This is a genomic window from Pantoea sp. SGAir0215, from assembly GCF_043543215.1.
Genome location: NZ_CP028031.1, coordinates 835,427 through 853,881, shown reverse-complemented (window position 1 = coordinate 853,881; position 18,455 = coordinate 835,427). Strand labels below are relative to the sequence as shown.

General features: G+C 53.2%; 13 protein-coding genes, 1 tRNA gene, 3 rRNA genes and 1 riboswitch. Of the genes, 4 read left to right on the top strand and 13 right to left on the bottom strand.

Features of this window, described 5'->3' with window-relative positions; genetic code table 11:
* Positions 1 to 65 precede the first annotated feature (65 nt).
* The 3 genes from metA to C1N64_RS04095 all read right to left on the bottom strand — a co-directional run bounded on the left by metA (position 66) and on the right by C1N64_RS04095 (position 2,931).
* Positions 66 to 995: a homoserine O-acetyltransferase MetA gene (gene metA / locus C1N64_RS04105; RefSeq protein ID WP_033738928.1), complete on the bottom strand. Its 930-nt coding sequence runs from the start codon at positions 993 to 995 to the stop codon at positions 66 to 68.
* 138 nt (positions 996 to 1,133) lie between these two features.
* Complete coding sequence (locus tag C1N64_RS04100) at positions 1,134 to 1,892, bottom strand: substrate-binding domain-containing protein (protein ID WP_054688455.1); 759 nt, start codon at positions 1,890 to 1,892, stop codon at positions 1,134 to 1,136.
* The gene (locus tag C1N64_RS04095; protein WP_394515265.1) at positions 1,861 to 2,931 is read right to left on the bottom strand and encodes an ABC transporter substrate-binding protein; all 1,071 of its coding nucleotides are present in this window, start codon (positions 2,929 to 2,931) and stop codon (positions 1,861 to 1,863) included. Before C1N64_RS04095 ends, C1N64_RS04100 begins: the two co-directional genes overlap by 32 nt.
* A gap of 584 nt (positions 2,932 to 3,515) precedes the next feature.
* Here C1N64_RS04095 and C1N64_RS04090 point away from each other — a divergent pair.
* On the top strand, positions 3,516 to 3,734 hold the full coding sequence (locus tag C1N64_RS04090) for a YdgH/BhsA/McbA-like domain containing protein (RefSeq protein WP_006122329.1): 219 nt from the start codon (positions 3,516 to 3,518) through the stop codon (positions 3,732 to 3,734).
* Between the two features lie 570 nt (positions 3,735 to 4,304).
* Here the strand turns inward: C1N64_RS04090 and rrf are convergent.
* The 4 genes from rrf to C1N64_RS04070 form a co-directional block, all read right to left on the bottom strand.
* Positions 4,305 to 4,420, bottom strand: a 5S ribosomal RNA gene (gene rrf / locus C1N64_RS04085).
* A 103-nt stretch (positions 4,421 to 4,523) separates the two neighbouring features.
* Positions 4,524 to 7,429 (bottom strand): 23S ribosomal RNA (locus tag C1N64_RS04080).
* 351 nt (positions 7,430 to 7,780) lie between these two features.
* Positions 7,781 to 7,855: transfer RNA gene (locus C1N64_RS04075), tRNA-Glu, on the bottom strand.
* Positions 7,856 to 7,947: 92 nt separating this feature from the next.
* Positions 7,948 to 9,489, bottom strand: a 16S ribosomal RNA gene (locus C1N64_RS04070).
* The 16S, 23S and 5S rRNA genes sit together here with 1 tRNA gene alongside, the layout of an rRNA operon.
* 633 nt (positions 9,490 to 10,122) lie before the next feature.
* Here C1N64_RS04070 and purH point away from each other — a divergent pair.
* Both purH and purD read left to right on the top strand, forming a co-directional pair.
* Positions 10,123 to 11,712 carry a bifunctional phosphoribosylaminoimidazolecarboxamide formyltransferase/IMP cyclohydrolase gene (purH, locus tag C1N64_RS04065; RefSeq protein ID WP_054634702.1) on the top strand — a complete coding sequence of 530 codons (1,590 nt, stop codon included), beginning with the start codon at positions 10,123 to 10,125 and terminating at the stop codon, positions 11,710 to 11,712.
* 16 nt (positions 11,713 to 11,728) lie between these two features.
* Positions 11,729 to 13,009 carry a phosphoribosylamine--glycine ligase gene (gene purD / locus C1N64_RS04060; protein ID WP_367143499.1) on the top strand — a complete coding sequence of 427 codons (1,281 nt, stop codon included), beginning with the start codon at positions 11,729 to 11,731 and terminating at the stop codon, positions 13,007 to 13,009.
* Between the two features lie 38 nt (positions 13,010 to 13,047).
* On the opposite strand, the gene C1N64_RS04055 is transcribed toward purD, so the two are convergent.
* The 6 genes from C1N64_RS04055 to nudC all read right to left on the bottom strand — a co-directional run bounded on the left by C1N64_RS04055 (position 13,048) and on the right by nudC (position 17,441).
* Complete coding sequence (locus C1N64_RS04055) at positions 13,048 to 13,710, bottom strand: DUF1481 domain-containing protein (protein WP_033737951.1); 663 nt, start codon at positions 13,708 to 13,710, stop codon at positions 13,048 to 13,050.
* Between the two features lie 67 nt (positions 13,711 to 13,777).
* The gene (gene hupA, locus C1N64_RS04050; protein ID WP_006121511.1) at positions 13,778 to 14,050 is read right to left on the bottom strand and encodes a nucleoid-associated protein HU-alpha; all 273 of its coding nucleotides are present in this window, start codon (positions 14,048 to 14,050) and stop codon (positions 13,778 to 13,780) included.
* A gap of 188 nt (positions 14,051 to 14,238) precedes the next feature.
* Positions 14,239 to 14,829: a YjaG family protein gene (locus C1N64_RS04045; RefSeq protein WP_006121510.1), complete on the bottom strand. Its 591-nt coding sequence runs from the start codon at positions 14,827 to 14,829 to the stop codon at positions 14,239 to 14,241.
* A gap of 62 nt (positions 14,830 to 14,891) precedes the next feature.
* Positions 14,892 to 15,560, bottom strand: a complete 669-nt coding sequence (nfi, locus tag C1N64_RS04040; protein ID WP_033737954.1) for a deoxyribonuclease V — start codon at positions 15,558 to 15,560, stop codon at positions 14,892 to 14,894.
* The gene (gene hemE / locus C1N64_RS04035; protein WP_394515263.1) at positions 15,560 to 16,630 is read right to left on the bottom strand and encodes a uroporphyrinogen decarboxylase; all 1,071 of its coding nucleotides are present in this window, start codon (positions 16,628 to 16,630) and stop codon (positions 15,560 to 15,562) included. The genes nfi and hemE overlap by 1 nt, the downstream gene beginning before the upstream one ends.
* 40 nt (positions 16,631 to 16,670) lie before the next feature.
* Entirely contained in the window at positions 16,671 to 17,441 is a 771-nt protein-coding gene (nudC, locus tag C1N64_RS04030; protein ID WP_033737957.1) for an NAD(+) diphosphatase, read from the bottom strand.
* Between the two features lie 196 nt (positions 17,442 to 17,637).
* Between nudC and C1N64_RS04025 the strand changes: the two genes are divergently transcribed.
* Positions 17,638 to 18,141: an Rsd/AlgQ family anti-sigma factor gene (locus tag C1N64_RS04025; RefSeq protein WP_033737958.1), complete on the top strand. Its 504-nt coding sequence runs from the start codon at positions 17,638 to 17,640 to the stop codon at positions 18,139 to 18,141.
* A gap of 132 nt (positions 18,142 to 18,273) precedes the next feature.
* A riboswitch (TPP riboswitch) is annotated at positions 18,274 to 18,373 on the top strand.
* Positions 18,374 to 18,455: the final 82 nt, after the last annotated feature.

Genomic DNA, 18,455 nt, shown 5'->3' with positions numbered 1-18,455 from the left:
TTTAAGGACGAAAAAAAACCGTGTTGCCAGCCAGCTAACACGGTTCAGTTGTAATGAAAGTGCGCTTATTCCAGCGTCGGATTCATATGGCGCAGATCAAACGGCGTAATTTGATAGACGTAATAGTTCAGCCAGTTTGAAAACAACAGGTTTCCATGGCTACGCCATGTGGCGCGTGGATGACGCTGCGGATCATCGTGGGGGAAGTAATTGTACGGCACGTCAGGGTTCAGCCCTGCGTCATAGTCGCGCTGAAACTCTCCCGCCAGTGTTAACGCATCATATTCCGGGTGACCCGTAACGAACACCAGCCTCTTGTCCTTGCTTGCCATCAGGTAGGCACCGGTTTGTTCCGATTCAGCAAATAATTCCAGATCGGTGTAATCGGTGATCAGCTGAGTGGGGAAATCCGCATAACGCGAATGCGGAGCGAGAAAATTATCATCGAATCCCCGCGTCAGTAAGGCATGGGGATGAAGAATCTGATGTTCAAATACGCCTGCAAGTTTCGTCTGTCGGGTTTGTTTAGGAATACCATACAAAATATTCAGTGCTGCCTGTACAGCCCAACAGACAAACAGGGTCGAGGTAACATGATCTTTCGCCCACGCCAGCACCTGCTGTATCTGGGGCCAGTAGGCGACATCGTTAAATTCAACCAGGCCCAGCGGCGCACCTGTAACGATTAAGCCATCATAGTTATCGTGCTGGATGTCCTCAAAGTTACGGTAGAAATTATTAAGGTGATCGCTGGGTGTGTTACGCGATTCACGGCTGTCGATACGCAGCAACTGGACATCAATCTGCAAAGGTGAGTTAGAGAGCAAGCGCAGGAACTGGTTTTCGGTCTCAATCTTTTTAGGCATCAGATTAAGTACCAGAACTTTAAGTGGGCGGATCTCCTGAACACTGGCGCGCGACGACGTCATCACGAAGACATTTTCGTTACGTAAAAAATTCACTGCCGGTAATTCATCGGGAACCCTGATTGGCATGACTTAATCACCTCTTGTAACCATATATACGTTTAGACATCCAGACAGCCAAAGATAACGGCTCTTTTGCTAAATGTCGAGTCTGCATATCGACAGGTGAAAAAGTTTCAAGGCACTGTTACAGCCCGCACTGGCGGGTCAGAGACAGGCTTTACCTTGTGCGGGCTTTCTGGAACCAGACGGTGGCAAAAAACCGTAACGCCGCAAAATACGCTGTGCCTCATCAGTATGGAGGAAGGCGGCAAGCGGCATGGCGGAGGGTGAAAGAGTGGCCCAGCCGTATTGCGCCCGTACGTTGTAAGCAGGGGGAATATTAAGCACCAGCAGGGACTGGTGATGCCTCAGGCGGGGCGCATAACTGGCATAGCCAATAAAGAGTTCAGCGTAGCCTTCATCAATGAGCCACTGGGCTGCCAGTCTGCCAACAGGAACAGGCAGACTGTCCGGGCCACCAACCAGGGCGTTTGCTTTGTTCCGGATTCGGCTGCCCTGACCGGGATATCGCTGCTCAATGTTTTCGAATAACTGCCACGTGTAATCCCCTGAGGGATCGTACAGGGGCGTTGAGGTTGCCAGCCGTAAATCATCACGTTGCAGTAATGACAGCCAGTCGTCTTCTGCAGAGACATCCTCCCGCCTGGCAGTCAGACACAGCCTGTTATCGATGAAATGACCGGTGTCCTCTGCCAGACCTTGTCGCGACAGGCTTGTGGGATGCTGCAGGTTGGCCGAAACAAACATGTCACCGACTTCACCCTGTTCGATGCGCTGACGCAGTAAACCAGCCGGGCCATAGTGTGTTTGTGTCGTTATGCCGTATTCCGCGCTGAACGCGGCAACCAGTACCGGCCACACATCGCGCAGACTACCGGCCGCCAGAATCTGGAGAGGTTTCATGATAGGCGGTCCGGTAAAAGCGGCGATACCAGCGGTCGGCCCGCTGCTGCATATCCACATCGCGAAATTTGTCAGGATAGAGTTTTTTCGCCATCCACAGTTCACCTAACCCTATGGCTTCTGGCATCGGATAGCCCCATGCCTTGGCATAGTCAGGCATCAACCAGACACGGTGATGTTTGACAGCATCAATGGTCTGCCAGAACGGATCGTGCTGAATCGCCTGAACAACCTGCGGATAGCGGTTCTGCACAAAAATTACCTGCGGATTCCAGACCACCACCTGTTCCATGCTGACCTGCCTGAAACCCTGAATAGTCGATGCTGCCACGTTCAGTGCGCCAGCATGGGCCATCATCAGCCCCGTATATTTCCCGGCACCGTATGTCGTCAGACTGGGATTGGCCATATAGGCGCGTACACGCTGCTGTTCAGGGAGATCGTGGAGACGATCAGTCACCTCTTTACGCCCCGCAAAGGCTGCTGAGATGAGAGCTTTGGCCTGCTGCTGCCTGTTCACCACCTCACCTATCAGGGTGATGCCTTCCTTTATCCCGGGATCGTAGGCCTTATCTTCATTTTGCATACTGGGATTAATTTCGCCCTGCTGCCCGGCGTCATCGTGACGCAGTGAAATCGCCAGTACAGGAATGCCCAGTGCGGAGATCTGGTCAATCATCTCTTTCGGCGCATAGTTGGTGACGAATACCACCTGTGGATGCAGTGCAATTAGCTTTTCCAGATCAACATGGGTCAAATCACCCAGCATTGCTTTATGCGTCAGCTCAGGCACCAGCGTTGCGTAATTGTCCCCTAACTGCTGTTTCCAGTTAGCCAGTATCCCTACGATTTTATCTGTCGCATTTAACTGCACCAGAAGATTCAGCGTCTGGTGCTGAAGCACAACTACGCGATCAACCCGATCCGGGATTGTAACGTTACGACCAAGCTGATCGGTCACGATGCGGCTGGCGTAGCTGTTCCATGCGGTAAAGATAAGTAAGCCTGTAAAGACGAGGTGATTCGGTCTGATTTTCAATGAAGGTCCCCTGTAGCGTAATGTATTTGATTATATAGCGATGCACCGCGACAAGGTAAACAGTGGATGCGCCTGTCGTTGTCGCGGGTCTGCGTGGCAGGGATGACTGTCGGTGTCGTGGCATTTTCGATGCAGGGCGCGCCTGACAGACAGCGCCAGCCCATTGGTTCGGTTTGCTGACCTTGAAATGCGCGTATGCCCTGACATCGCTCTGCATGCTGATATCCACTTAAGAGGGCATGTTTTTAGCTGAGACAAACTACAAAAGATGAGAATAAATCGGCAGGATTAGTGCGTACTCAGCAAATACGCTTTATCCTGGTGCATTTAACCTGTTTACTCATGATTAGGGCCTGAAAATGTCAGTTCAAAATAACGTCCCCATTGTTGAAATATGTTATTTCCGTATTAAATCCCTACACAGTTAACCTGATGATATTCACTTTTACACACTGCAATTAATCTTATCAGCTTGATATTAATTAGAGCACACGACGTTAATTTTAGATCGCGTTCCTTTTGCTAATTTGATTTTAACGGAGCCAGACAGACTCCTTCATCAACCGGAATCAAGGGGTAATGTTATGAAAATCAATAAAGTATCATCAGCCGCTGCGGCTGTAGCATTGACACTGATGTCTTTTGGTTGTTTCGCCGCAGAAACGGTCTCTGCCACCTCGTTAACGCTGGATGGCGCGGTTTCTAAAATCGCCAGACAGGCTAAACAGCAGGGCGAGCATTTTAAAGTGATTAGTGCTGACACGAATAACTACGCACACGTCACCGCTGAATTATATAAATAATGTCAGTAAGTGAAATAAAAAGCCGGTTTTAAAACGCCTCCCGGCGCTTTAATTACCGGCTTTTCAAACTTTTTTATTCATATCTTACCGTGCCGACGTATATTTCCCTGCATTAACACGTAATTAAATCACCAGTATTTAGCCCCTGTACGTCCCATCTTTTCTTCCAGTAAAACGAATGCGCCCAAAGTCACGTTAAGCACAGACATAACCGTTTCTTGGATCACGGCAGGGGTGACGCGTTCGTTTGATTTACTGGTTTTGATATTGAAAGAGATCGGATGTCATAACGTCGGGATGATGGCAGGCTTACCCTGTTTCACGACATTATTTATATTCAGGAAAGGAGGCGGAAATACGTCATAAGCCATCGTTTCATCGCGTTGCTATAAACGGGATGAGAATGGGCTGACAGTCGACGGAGGGTTCCGGCATGATGGTTTCGCGCGCCCGGTCAGGCAGCAACAGAGATCTGTGAAGCCCGCAGAGGTCCGGCAGGCCATGCCCTCCCCGGACGACGGACGTAAAAAAGCCCCGTACTTCCGTACGGGGCTTCTTCACCTGATTGATGCCTGGCAGTTCCCTACTCTCGCATGGGGAGACCCCACACTACCATCGGCGCTACGGCGTTTCACTTCTGAGTTCGGCATGGGGTCAGGTGGGACCACCGCGCTACAGCCGCCAGGCAGATTCTGTCTGCCGCACCGCCCCCTCGGGCCGCACGGCGTTATCCGGTAAACAAGGCTGAAAATTCTTCTGTCTCTCAACCCAAAACGCCTCTGGCGTTGTAAGGTTAAGCCTCACGGGTCATTAGTACCGGTAAGCTCAACGCATCGCTGCGCTTACACACCCGGCCTATCAACGTCGTCGTCTTCAACGTCCCTTCAGGAGACTTAAAGTCTCAGGGAGAACTCATCTCGGGGCAAGTTTCGTGCTTAGATGCTTTCAGCACTTATCTTTTCCGCACTTAGCTACCGGGCAGTGCCACTGGCGTGACAACCCGGACACCAGCGGTGCGTTCACTCCGGTCCTCTCGTACTAGGAGCAACCCCCCTCAATTCTCCAGCGCCCACGGCAGATAGGGACCGAACTGTCTCACGACGTTCTAAACCCAGCTCGCGTACCACTTTAAACGGCGAACAGCCGTACCCTTGGGACCTACTTCAGCCCCAGGATGTGATGAGCCGACATCGAGGTGCCAAACACCGCCGTCGATATGAACTCTTGGGCGGTATCAGCCTGTTATCCCCGGAGTACCTTTTATCCGTTGAGCGATGGCCCTTCCATTCAGAACCACCGGATCACTATGACCTGCTTTCGCACCTGCTCGAGCCGTCACTCTCGCAGTCAAGCTGGCTTATGCCATTGCACTAACCTCCTGATGTCCGACCAGGATTAGCCAACCTTCGTGCTCCTCCGTTACGCTTTGGGAGGAGACCGCCCCAGTCAAACTACCCACCAGACACTGTCCGCAGCCCGGATCACGGGCCCACGTTAGAACACCAAACATTAAAGGGTGGTATTTCAAGGACGGCTCCACGCAGACTGGCGTCCACGCTTCAAAGCCTCCCACCTATCCTACACATCAAGGCTCAGTGTTCAGTGTCAAGCTGTAGTAAAGGTTCACGGGGTCTTTCCGTCTTGCCGCGGGTACACTGCATCTTCACAGCGATTTCAATTTCACTGAGTCTCGGGTGGAGACAGCCTGGCCATCATTACGCCATTCGTGCAGGTCGGAACTTACCCGACAAGGAATTTCGCTACCTTAGGACCGTTATAGTTACGGCCGCCGTTTACCGGGGCTTCGATCAAGAGCTTCTCCTTACGGATAACCCCATCAATTAACCTTCCGGCACCGGGCAGGCGTCACACCGTATACGTCCACTTTCGTGTTTGCACAGTGCTGTGTTTTTAATAAACAGTTGCAGCCAGCTGGTATCTTCGACTGGCCTCGGCTCCGGGAGCAAGTCCCCTCACCTACGCGCCAGCGTGCCTTCTCCCGAAGTTACGGCACCATTTTGCCTAGTTCCTTCACCCGAGTTCTCTCAAGCGCCTGGGTATTCTCTACCTGACCACCTGTGTCGGTTTGGGGTACGATTTCGTGTTACCTGATGCTTAGAGGCTTTTCCTGGAAGCAGGGCATTTATCACTTCAGCACCGTAGTGCCTCGTCGTCACGCCTCAGTGTAAAGTGCACCGGATTTGCCTGGCGCACACACCTACACGCTTAAACCGGGACAACCGTCGCCCGGCCGATATAGCCTTCTCCGTCCCCCCTTCGCAGTAACACCAAGTACAGGAATATTAACCTGTTTCCCATCGACTACGCCTTTCGGCCTCGCCTTAGGGGTCGACTCACCCTGCTCCGATTAACGTTGAACAGGAACCCTTGGTCTTCCGGCGACAAGGTTTTTCACCTTGTTTATCGTTACTTATGTCAGCATTCGCACTTCTGATACCTCCAGCATGCCTCACAGCACACCTTCAGCGGCTTACAGAACGCTCCCCTACCCAGCAACGCTTGCGCGTCGCTGCCGCAGCTTCGGTGCATGGTTTAGCCCCGTTACATCTTCCGCGCAGGCCGACTCGACCAGTGAGCTATTACGCTTTCTTTAAATGATGGCTGCTTCTAAGCCAACATCCTGGCTGTCTGTGCCTTCCCACATCGTTTCCCACTTAACCATGACTTTGGGACCTTAGCTGGCGGTCTGGGTTGTTTCCCTCTTCACGACGGACGTTAGCACCCGCCGTGTGTCTCCCGTGATAACATTCTCCGGTATTCGCAGTTTGCATCGGGTTGGTAAGCCGGGATGGCCCCCTAGCCGAAACAGTGCTCTACCCCCGGAGATGAGTTCACGAGGCGCTACCTAAATAGCTTTCGGGGAGAACCAGCTATCTCCCGGTTTGATTGGCCTTTCACCCCCAGCCACAGGTCATCCGCTAATTTTTCAACATTAGTCGGTTCGGTCCTCCAGTTAGTGTTACCCAACCTTCAACCTGCCCATGGCTAGATCACCGGGTTTCGGGTCTATACCCTGCAACTTAACGCCCAGTTAAGACTCGGTTTCCCTGCGGCTCCCCTATACGGTTAACCTTGCTACAGAATATAAGTCGCTGACCCATTATACAAAAGGTACGCAGTCACACCACGAAGGTGCTCCCACTGCTTGTACGTACACGGTTTCAGGTTCTGTTTCACTCCCCTCGCCGGGGTTCTTTTCGCCTTTCCCTCACGGTACTGGTTCACTATCGGTCAGTCAGGAGTATTTAGCCTTGGAGGATGGTCCCCCCATATTCAGACAGGATACCACGTGTCCCGCCTTACTCATCGAACTCACAGCCTGTGCACCTTTGTGTACGGGAGTATCACCCTGTACCCTGCGACTTTCCAGACGCTTCCACTGATGCACAAGCTGATGCAGGTTCTGGGCTCCTCCCCGTTCGCTCGCCGCTACTGGGGGAATCTCGGTTGATTTCTTTTCCTCGGGGTACTTAGATGTTTCAGTTCCCCCGGTTCGCCTCATGCCGCTATGTATTCACTGCATGATAGTGTGACGAATCACACTGGGTTTCCCCATTCGGGTATCGCCGGTTGTAGCGGTTCATATCACCTTACCGGCGCTTATCGCAGATTAGCACGCCCTTCATCGCCTCTGACTGCCAGGGCATCCACCGTGTACGCTTGGTCGCTTAACCTCACAACCCACAGGCGTTTATCTGTTTACCGTAACGGCTGCGCGTAAAGAATGCATCGTTGCGCGGTGCTCGCCATGCTCACGTACTTCAGTACGCTCCGCTGGCTGTGCGCCGACGCGCCTTGCTTTCTTTACTGCTCGCGCGCTACTGCATAACAGTTGCTTGTAAGCTGTAAGCTTTTGAGAGACCCGAACGCATCGTGCTGTGTTCCTTATTACGGAGGAACACGACGTGCGTCGTTTCAAATTTTCAGCTTGTTCCGGATTGTTAAAGAGCAAATATCTCAAACGTGACCCTGAGGCCAGTTTTGAGATACTTCGTGGAGACACCTTTCACCTGTCACCAAGCAAGTGGCGTCCCCTAGGGGATTCGAACCCCTGTTGCCGCCGTGAAAGGGCGGAGTCCTAACCGCTAGACGAAGGGGACACGTACGTGTGTCTCGGCTTCGCAGCCGTCTTGCTTCTTCAGCTTTCTATCAGACAATCTGTGTGAGCACTTCGCACGAAGGTATCTTCAGGTAAGGAGGTGATCCAACCGCAGGTTCCCCTACGGTTACCTTGTTACGACTTCACCCCAGTCATGAATCACAAAGTGGTAAGCGCCCTCCCGGAGGTTAAGCTACCTACTTCTTTTGCAACCCACTCCCATGGTGTGACGGGCGGTGTGTACAAGGCCCGGGAACGTATTCACCGTGGCATTCTGATCCACGATTACTAGCGATTCCGACTTCACGGAGTCGAGTTGCAGACTCCGATCCGGACTACGACGCACTTTATGAGGTCCGCTTGCTCTCGCGAGGTCGCTTCTCTTTGTATGCGCCATTGTAGCACGTGTGTAGCCCTACTCGTAAGGGCCATGATGACTTGACGTCATCCCCACCTTCCTCCGGTTTATCACCGGCAGTCTCCTTTGAGTTCCCGACCGAATCGCTGGCAACAAAGGATAAGGGTTGCGCTCGTTGCGGGACTTAACCCAACATTTCACAACACGAGCTGACGACAGCCATGCAGCACCTGTCTCAGCGTTCCCGAAGGCACCAATCCATCTCTGGAAAGTTCGCTGGATGTCAAGAGTAGGTAAGGTTCTTCGCGTTGCATCGAATTAAACCACATGCTCCACCGCTTGTGCGGGCCCCCGTCAATTCATTTGAGTTTTAACCTTGCGGCCGTACTCCCCAGGCGGTCGACTTAACGCGTTAGCTCCGGAAGCCACTCCTCAAGGGAACAACCTCCAAGTCGACATCGTTTACGGCGTGGACTACCAGGGTATCTAATCCTGTTTGCTCCCCACGCTTTCGCACCTGAGCGTCAGTCTTCGTCCAGGGGGCCGCCTTCGCCACCGGTATTCCTCCAGATCTCTACGCATTTCACCGCTACACCTGGAATTCTACCCCCCTCTACGAGACTCAAGCCTGCCAGTTTCAAATGCAGTTCCCAGGTTAAGCCCGGGGATTTCACATCTGACTTAACAGACCGCCTGCGTGCGCTTTACGCCCAGTAATTCCGATTAACGCTTGCACCCTCCGTATTACCGCGGCTGCTGGCACGGAGTTAGCCGGTGCTTCTTCTGCGGGTAACGTCAATTGCTGAGGTTATTAACCTCAACACCTTCCTCCCCGCTGAAAGTACTTTACAACCCGAAGGCCTTCTTCATACACGCGGCATGGCTGCATCAGGCTTGCGCCCATTGTGCAATATTCCCCACTGCTGCCTCCCGTAGGAGTCTGGACCGTGTCTCAGTTCCAGTGTGGCTGGTCATCCTCTCAGACCAGCTAGGGATCGTCGCCTAGGTGGGCCGTTACCCCGCCTACAAGCTAATCCCATCTGGGCACATCCGATGGTGTGAGGCCCGAAGGTCCCCCACTTTGGTCTTGCGACGTTATGCGGTATTAGCTACCGTTTCCAGTAGTTATCCCCCTCCATCGGGCAGTTTCCCAGACATTACTCACCCGTCCGCCACTCGTCACCCGAGGAGCAAGCTCCTCTGTGCTACCGTCCGACTTGCATGTGTTAGGCCTGCCGCCAGCGTTCAATCTGAGCCATGATCAAACTCTTCAATTTAAAGTTTGATTTGCTGCAACCAGTGCAGCGATGCTCAAGGAAAACGTCGTAATGAATTTCAATACGTGTTCACTCTTAAGACTTGATATTTTTTTGCGTCCGGAGACGCGGATATCAATCCTGCGAGTGCCCACACAGATTGTCTGATAAATTGTTAAAGAGCAGTGCAACCAGCGGGTTAACCGTCTGTTGCGAGGTGGCGTATATTACGCTTTCCTCCTTCAGAGTCAACCTCTTTTTCAGAAGTTTTTCTCCGGCGGCTCAGTTGCCTGACCCTCTCAACACCGCATTCCGTAAGCCGTTGTGCCGTGTCGATGGAGGCGCATTATAGGGAGTTCTCGCGGGCTGACAAGGGCTAAATTCAATAAAAATGACTGTTCGCTGCATTCCACAGCAAAAGCCCGCCTTATACGCAGTTACACACAAAGTTATCCACATTCCTGTTACGTACAAATTTAGACGAGCATCACGCAAACGTTTTCGCTACAATGCCCCCGCAACGCTATGGATGCCCCTTTTCGGGGCGTTACCTGAAGTTTTCGCGTTTTCACTTTTCTATAAAGAGAAAGAAAGCTCGCAAACTTGATGTAACGCTCTTATTTACGCGAATCAAAGCCAAGGGATAAAACCACCATGCAACAACCTCGTCCTTTACGCCGCGCCCTGCTCAGTGTTTCTGATAAAGCCGGCATCCTCGAATTTGCTCAGGCACTCTCCCAACGTGGTGTTGAGCTGCTCTCTACAGGCGGCACCGCACGTCTGCTGGCAGAGGCAGGGCTCCCCGTCATCGAAGTGTCTGACTACACCGGTTTCCCGGAAATGATGGATGGACGCGTTAAAACGCTGCACCCGAAGGTCCATGGCGGCATTCTGGGACGTCGCGGACAAGATGATGCGGTAATGGCGCAGCACGCTATCAACCCTATCGATATGGTGGTCGTTAACCTTTATCCCTTTGCACAAACCGTCGCGAAACCAGACTGCTCACTGGAAGATGCCGTAGAGAACATTGATATTGGTGGCCCAACCATGGTGCGCTCGGCGGCCAAGAACCACAAAGATGTGGCGATTGTGGTAAAGAGCAGCGACTACCCGGCCATCATCGCCGAGCTGGACGCTAACCAAAACTCACTGACGCTGGAAACCCGTTTTGACCTGGCGATCAAAGCGTTTGAACACACCGCTGCGTACGACAGCATGATTGCCAACTACTTCGGTAGCATGGTTCCCGCCTACCATGGTGAAACTGAGCAGCCGGCAGGACGCTTCCCACGTACCCTCAATCTTAACTTCGTTAAAAAGCAGGATATGCGTTATGGCGAGAACAGCCATCAGGATGCCGCCTTCTATATAGAAGAAAATGTACAGGAGGCCTCTGTCGCTACCGCCGAGCAGGTGCAGGGCAAAGCACTGTCTTATAACAACATTGCGGATACCGATGCAGCACTGGAGTGCGTAAAAGAATTCGCTGAGCCCGCCTGCGTCATTGTAAAGCATGCTAATCCTTGCGGCGTGGCCGTCGGCGAGTCCATTCTGGCGGCTTACGAGCGCGCTTACCAGACCGATCCTACCTCTGCATTTGGCGGTATTATTGCGTTTAACCGTGAACTGGACGAGGCGACCGCACAGGCCATTATCAGCCGGCAGTTTGTTGAAGTGATCATCGCCCCTTCGGCGACCGAAGCGGCCCTGAAAATCACGGCGGCGAAACAAAACGTTCGTGTACTGGTATGTGGTGAATGGCAGGGCCGTGTCGCCGCGCTGGATTTCAAACGGGTGAATGGTGGTCTGCTGGTTCAGGATCGCGATCTCGGGATGGTCGATGCCAGCCAGTTGCGTGTCGTCAGCAAGCGTCAGCCTTCTGAACAGGAACTGCGTGATGCTCTGTTCTGCTGGAAAGTGGCTAAATTCGTTAAGTCCAACGCCATTGTCTATGCACGCGACAACATGACTATTGGCATAGGTGCGGGCCAGATGAGCCGCGTCTATTCTGCCAAAATTGCGGGCATCAAAGCGGGTGATGAAGGTCTCGAAGTTAAAGGTTCTGCGATGGCTTCCGATGCGTTCTTCCCATTCCGTGATGGTATTGATGCCGCTGCAGCCGTGGGCGTGAGCTGTGTAATTCAGCCAGGCGGCTCTATCCGCGACGACGAAGTGATTGCAGCTGCCGATGAACACGGTATTGCCATGATCTTTACTGATATGCGTCACTTCCGTCATTAATTCTGTGGAGCGTTTTATGAAAATTTTAATCATCGGTAACGGCGGACGTGAACATGCCCTGGCCTGGAAAGCCGCCCAGTCGCCGCTGGCAACGGCCGTTTTTGTCGCCCCTGGTAATGCAGGTACGGCGCTGGAACCGGCTTTACAGAACGTCGATATTTCCCCAACAGATATCCCGGCATTACTTGCCTTTGCGCAACGTGAACAGATCGATCTCACTATCGTTGGACCCGAAGCGCCGCTGGTGATTGGCGTGGTGGATGCATTCCGTGCCGCCGGCTTAAAAATCTTTGGTCCGACTCAGGCTGCCGCACAGCTGGAAGGTTCGAAAGCGTTCACGAAAGACTTCCTTGCACGTCACAACATCCCCACTGCCGAATACCATAATTTCACCGAGGTCGCCCCTGCGCTGGCCTACCTGCGTGAAAAAGGGGCGCCCATTGTCATCAAAGCCGATGGCCTGGCTGCCGGTAAAGGTGTCATTGTGGCCATGACGTTGCAGGAAGCCGAAAACGCGGTGCAGGATATGCTGGCGGGCAACGCCTTTGGTGACGCCGGGCACCGTATTGTGATCGAAGAGTTCCTGGACGGTGAAGAAGCCAGTTTTATCGTGATGGTCGATGGCGAGAATGTCCTGCCGATGGCCACCAGTCAGGATCACAAACGCGTCGGCGAGGGGGATACAGGGCCAAACACCGGCGGTATGGGCGCTTACTCTCCTGCACCAGTGGTGACGGATGAAATCCACCAGCGCGTCATGGACCAGGTCATCTGGCCAACCGTACGTGGCATGGCAGCAGAAGGGAATGTCTACACAGGCTTCTTATATGCCGGGCTGATGATCGATAAGACCGGTCAGCCAAAAGTGATCGAATTCAACTGCCGTTTCGGCGATCCGGAAACGCAGCCCATTATGCTGCGCCTGCAATCGGATCTGGTGGATCTCTGTCTGGCTGCCTGTGAAGGCAAGCTCGATCAAAAAGACTCACAATGGGATCCCCGCCCTTCGCTGGGTGTGGTGCTGGCGGCAGGTGGCTACCCTGGCCCCTACGCGAACGGCGAACTGATTCACGGTTTGCCGCAGGAAGAAGCGGCTGACGGCAAAGTTTTCCATGCCGGTACACGTCTGGAAGGCGACCGCGTACTGACTAACGGTGGACGTGTGTTGTGCGTCACCGCGTTAGGCGATGACGTTGCCGCTGCGCAGAAGCGCGCTTATGCGCTTGCTCAGCCGATTTCCTGGCAAGGCAGTTTCTGCCGCCGCGATATCGGCTATCGCGCCATTGGTCGCCAGTAACGATGACAGGGGCACACGTTGTGCCCCTTTTTCATGTCTCAGAAATCCGCCTCTTTGGGCTCATCTGCACATTCGTCTTTGTGGCTGACCCGCAACAGTTGAACGCCTTCTGGCGCTTCCAGCCATGAAACCATCAAGGGACCAGCGGAATGACGGCGGTAATGCGTGAGCGTCTGCCATGCCTCACTGTCAAACGCTGGCGTCACCTTTTGGCCGTCACAGGTCTCCACGACATTGCCCCCTGCCCAGTGCCCCTGCTTCAGAAACACCCGACCGCTTAAGAGCGCATCGCTGACGTCCCGCATACGTTGCGCGTCAAACTTATAAAGTTCCACCGTATCAGGGCTGACCGCTTCACGTTGAGTAGCAAGCTGGCGCTGCATAAAGTTAAGACTGCCATTCTGGTCAAATCGCAGGGTGACATCGTCGGGAGGCGCGCCTTTCACCTGACGCTCAACGCTGACCAGATGATCGCCCAGCCAGCGGTAGTCTGTCGTTTCGCTTTTTTCGCTGTTAAACGGGTTGTACAGCGTACGAATATGCACAGACTGATGATCCGTATTCTTACGCCAGATACGCACACTGCCACGGTCGGCCAGATAACCACTGGCGGAAAAGGCGGGAATGTCGGGGGTGGAACTGCACCCGATAATCAGTGAGGAGAGAAGCAGGGCGGAAAAGCGCTGAAGCAGCGTAGTCATGGTGGCTGGCCCTTAAACAAAAGGGGCGAAATCGCCCCTGTTTAAAACTTTACCGCTATGCGACGTCTTACTTGACGGCGTCTTTCAGAGCTTTACCAGACACGAATGCAGGTACGTTTGCCGCAGCGATTTTGATTTCTTTGCCAGTCTGTGGGTTACGACCGGTACGCTCAGCGCGGTGGTTCACTTTAAAAGTACCAAAACCAACCAGTTGTACAGCATCACCCTCTTTCAGAGACTCAGTGATTGCAGCCAGAGTAGATTCCAGCGCTGCCTTGGCCTGGGTTTTAGACAGGTCAGCTTTTTCTGCGATCACATCAATCAGTTGAGTCTTGTTCATAAGTTATCCTTAAAGTGTATTTATCGCTTGCTAAGCAACGAGTGCGAGGGAAAAGCCAACTTCGGGCACTCTTCAGCCTGCACGCACCGATAGCCACAATTTTCAGCCCCCCAAATGTAGACCAGACAGGGGGCTGATGTGAAGCCTCCAGGCGCGCTAATTAAGGCCTGAAGTCACGTTTTCTCGCCTTATTGCTGAATTTTTATACCGATGTTACTAATTCCCGCCTCGCGCAGGTCGGATCGCAGACCTTTTATCAATTCAAGGTCTCGCTCTTCACAGTCTGCGAGCAGGCGAAAAATCTCCCATTGCAGGTCCCATTCGTCGATGACAGCCGGGTTTTCCCGCAGCTCTTCATCGGTCATTTCACGACCTGCCTGAGTCATTTCCAGAATGGCCACGGTGGTAATGGAGGTCTTGCTGACTTCAATCGCATGTTCAAGCGTTTCGCCACTTAACAGGGCGTGCAGCACTTCACTTAATGCCACACAGGCATCGATGGCCGGATACACGCCGTAGACCTCAAAATCATCGCCATCCGGAATCGCAGCTTCGAGCTTTTCCAGTTGACTGTCGAAGTTGATCTTTGCATCTTTCACCGTCAGCGTTTCCCAAATCAGATCGAGAATTCGGCGGTAAAGCGCAGGATCGGCAAACGCAGTTTGCTGGCAAAAGGCCATGTAATTAGGATACATGCGCTCGCACAGGCAAGCCATAAACGTCAGATGTTGCCAGCTTTCCAGCTTTGCCAGACGCAAATGCACAGGGTTTTGTAACATACACAGAGCTCTTATTCGTTTCGCTGGCCGCAGTGTAACGCAAAAGCGCCCTACAAACAGTGCTAAAGCGCGTTTTGCCAGCGCAGAAATGCAGGTCGGCGTGATGCGACAGCATCTGCCCAGCGCGTCGGTTCCGGTAAACGGTAGCCCTGAGTACACTTTTCAACCCAATCGAGGGCACTGTCCAGGCTGACGCGATGCCCGGTGGCCACAAACAGCGGATTACAGCGTACCTTGCTGCGCCATACCCAGCCAATTTGCTCCCCTTTATCCATTAACGGCTGGCGACTGCCGGGAGTCTCGTCCAGCGGCTCAAACCGTCCGCACAAACGCTTTTTGGCGACACCGATGGTGGGAACATCGACCATCAGTCCAAAGTGTGACGCCACACCGAGCCGACGCGGATGCGAAATGCCGTGACCGTCGACAAACAACAGGTCAGGCTTCTGCTCCAGCATATTCCATGCCGCCAGCAAGGCGGGATATTCCCGGAAAGAGAGAAAGCCAGGAATGTACGGCATAGTCGTCTCGATGCGCGCGATACGATGCTCCACCAGCTTCAGCGACGGGTATTCAAGAATAACCAGCGCCGCGCGCGTGACCGCACCTTCCTGTTCAAACCCGACGTCTGCGCCACCAATAAAGCGTGGCGGCAGCACATCAAAATCGTCCTGCCGCACGACGTCTGCGGCACGCTGTTGTTGCTCCGCACGAAGTGCAGCAATATCCATTATGACTCCTGATGATACTGGCGGGAAAGGCGGTGCACCGCCTCAACGAAGACGCCGGCATGCTCTGGCGGTACATCCTGATGGATACCATGTCCCAGATTGAATACGTGGCCTTCACCTTTGCCGAAACCGTCCAGAATACTGGCCACTTCCTGCTCGATACGGGCCGGTCGTGCGTACAGCATGGAGGGATCCATATTGCCCTGTAAGGCGACTTTATGCCCGACACGACGGCGGGCCTCACTGATGTCGATAGTCCAGTCCAGGCCCAGCGCATCACAGCCTGTTTCAGCCATGGCCTCAAGCCACTGACCGCCGCCTTTAGTAAACAGCGTGATCGGCACACGACGGCCTTCGTTTTCGTGCAGTACGCTGTCGACGATTTTATGCATGTAATACAGCGAGAACTCGCGATAATCGCGGCCACTCAATGCGCCGCCCCAGGTGTCAAACACCATGACTGACTGCGCCCCGGCGCGGATCTGAGCGTTAAGATAGAGAATAACGCTGTCGGCCAGCTTATCCAGCATGGCATGCAATGTGGCAGGTTCGGCGTACATCATTTTTTTAATTTTGGTGAAGGCCTTGCTACTGCCGCCTTCTACCATATAGGTTGCCAGCGTCCACGGACTGCCTGAAAAACCAATTAAGGGCACCTCACCATTAAGGTTCTTACGGATGGTCCGTACGGCATTCATCACGTAACCCAGTTCCTGTTCAGGATCGGGAACAGGCAGGCGATCGACATCGGCACGGCAGGTTACGGGGTTTGAAAAGCATGGACCTTCCCCCGTTTCGAAGTACAGCCCTAATCCCATCGCATCAGGAATGGTGAGAATATCACTGAAGAGGATGGCCGCATCGAGCTTGTAGCGACGCAATGGTTGCAGGGTGACTTCGCAGGCCAGCTCGGCATTCTTACACAGCGACATAAAGTCGCCCGCCTGGGCACGCGTGGCTTTATATTCCGGCAAATATCGTCCGGCCTGGCGCATCATCCATACGGGGGTAACATCGACAGGCTGGCGTAACAGGGCGCGCAAATAACGGTCGTTCTTCAGTTCACTCATGTCAGGACTCTCTCGGTATCAAGCGAGTAGTGTAGCACTCTCACGCCTCAGCGCGGCAGAGGGCAACGGTATCTTCAATTAATCGACGGGCAACGGTGCCAGGTGGAGGCAGTAAAGGCAGCGCATCAAAACGGAACCATCCGGCATCCAACAGCTCTTTACCGTCGTGCTGTAAGTCGCCGCCGTCATACTCCGCCATAAAGGCCATCATTAAGGACTGCGGGAAAGGCCAGGGCTGGGAAGTGACATAACGGACATTCTTCACGCGCACGTTGCTCTCTTCCATCACTTCGCGTGCAACCGCCTGTTCAATGGTCTCACCGACTTCAACGAACCCGGCCAGCACAGTGTAAATGTTATTACGATGACGCGCATGGTTGGCCAGCAGGATCTCATCTCCACGGCGGATAGCAACGATAATACAGGGCGCAATTTGTGGGTAATAACGTTCACGGCAATGGCTACACAGGCAGGCAAATTCGCGTTTACTGGCATGCATCTCATGACCACAATAGCCGCACCAGCGATGGGATCGGTAAAACTCTGCTAACTGCACACCGCGCCCGGCCAGCTGAAACAGGCCCGGATCTTCGTTGAGTAACTGGCGCAACGACAACATATCTGACGAACGCGTTTCACAAATCAGCCAGACCTTCTCTCCCTGCCATTCGCCAATCACGCGCCCCTGGTGCCCGGTAAGGCCAAACTGCTGTGCGTTTCCGTGAGGTAAATCGCCTTGCGGTAACCAAATTTTCTGTTCACTACTGACAATCCACCATCCAGCGTCTACGCTTGAAATTTCGCATTGCATTTATTTCGTCATCCTTAGCGTCAACCCGCACGCTGAAGTCCCGATGTTAAGTGTGTAGATGAACAACTATACCCAAATAATTCTGGTTGCAAGACGACAGCACGCTTATTTATCCCGACAGGTTCGCGGAGAACAAGCGCAATTGGCGCATCGCTAATCTGAAATATGAAGGTGCATAACGCATACGGAGTTAACTATGCTTAACCAGTTAGACGTTCTGACCCAACGCGTAGGTGGCAGTAATGAACTGGTAGATTCATGGCTGGCAGCTCGCCGCCAGCTGTTGGTTTCTTATTACCATTTGGTCGGCATCAAGCCGAAAAAAGAAGCGCTGACTCGCCTGGACGAGCAGGCACTGGATAACTTTTGCCACACGCTGGTCGATTATCTTTCATCCGGTCACTTTAGCCTTTACCAGCGTTTGATTGCAGAGATGGACGGCACCAGTCCGCTGCTGGCTGCCGCGCAGATTTACCCGTCGCTGGAAGCCAATACCGAGCAGTTGATGCAGCTGTATGACGGCCACCTGCAACAGGCCATCGACGACGACAACTATGTGACGTTTCAGCACGCCTTGTCAGAAGTCGGCGAAGCTCTTGAAGCGCGTTTTACCCTTGAAGACAAGCTTATCCAAATGGCATGGGACAATCACCTGACTCCGCCTGTGGCGAACGACAGTGAAATTGCCCGCCCTGCTTAACAGTGCCGCAAATGTAAATAACTTGTGATTCATAAAAAGCCCCCTTATGCTGAGTGGGCTTTAAAACATCTGTTTTATGTTGTCAGGGTTTGACGGTTGCACGTCCTTGCGGGACCTGATTAACCGTTAAACCAAATCTTGTCGGAGTGCCCATTGGGCTGAGACCGTTAATTCGGGATCCGCGGAACCTGATCAGGTTAGAACCTGCGAAGGGAACAAGAGTAAATTTTTACGGTACGCCGCACTCAGGGTGCCCGCTGTGCCGTTACTCCTTCCGAACTCCGGACAAGCAACCTTCCCACTTACTGGAATAT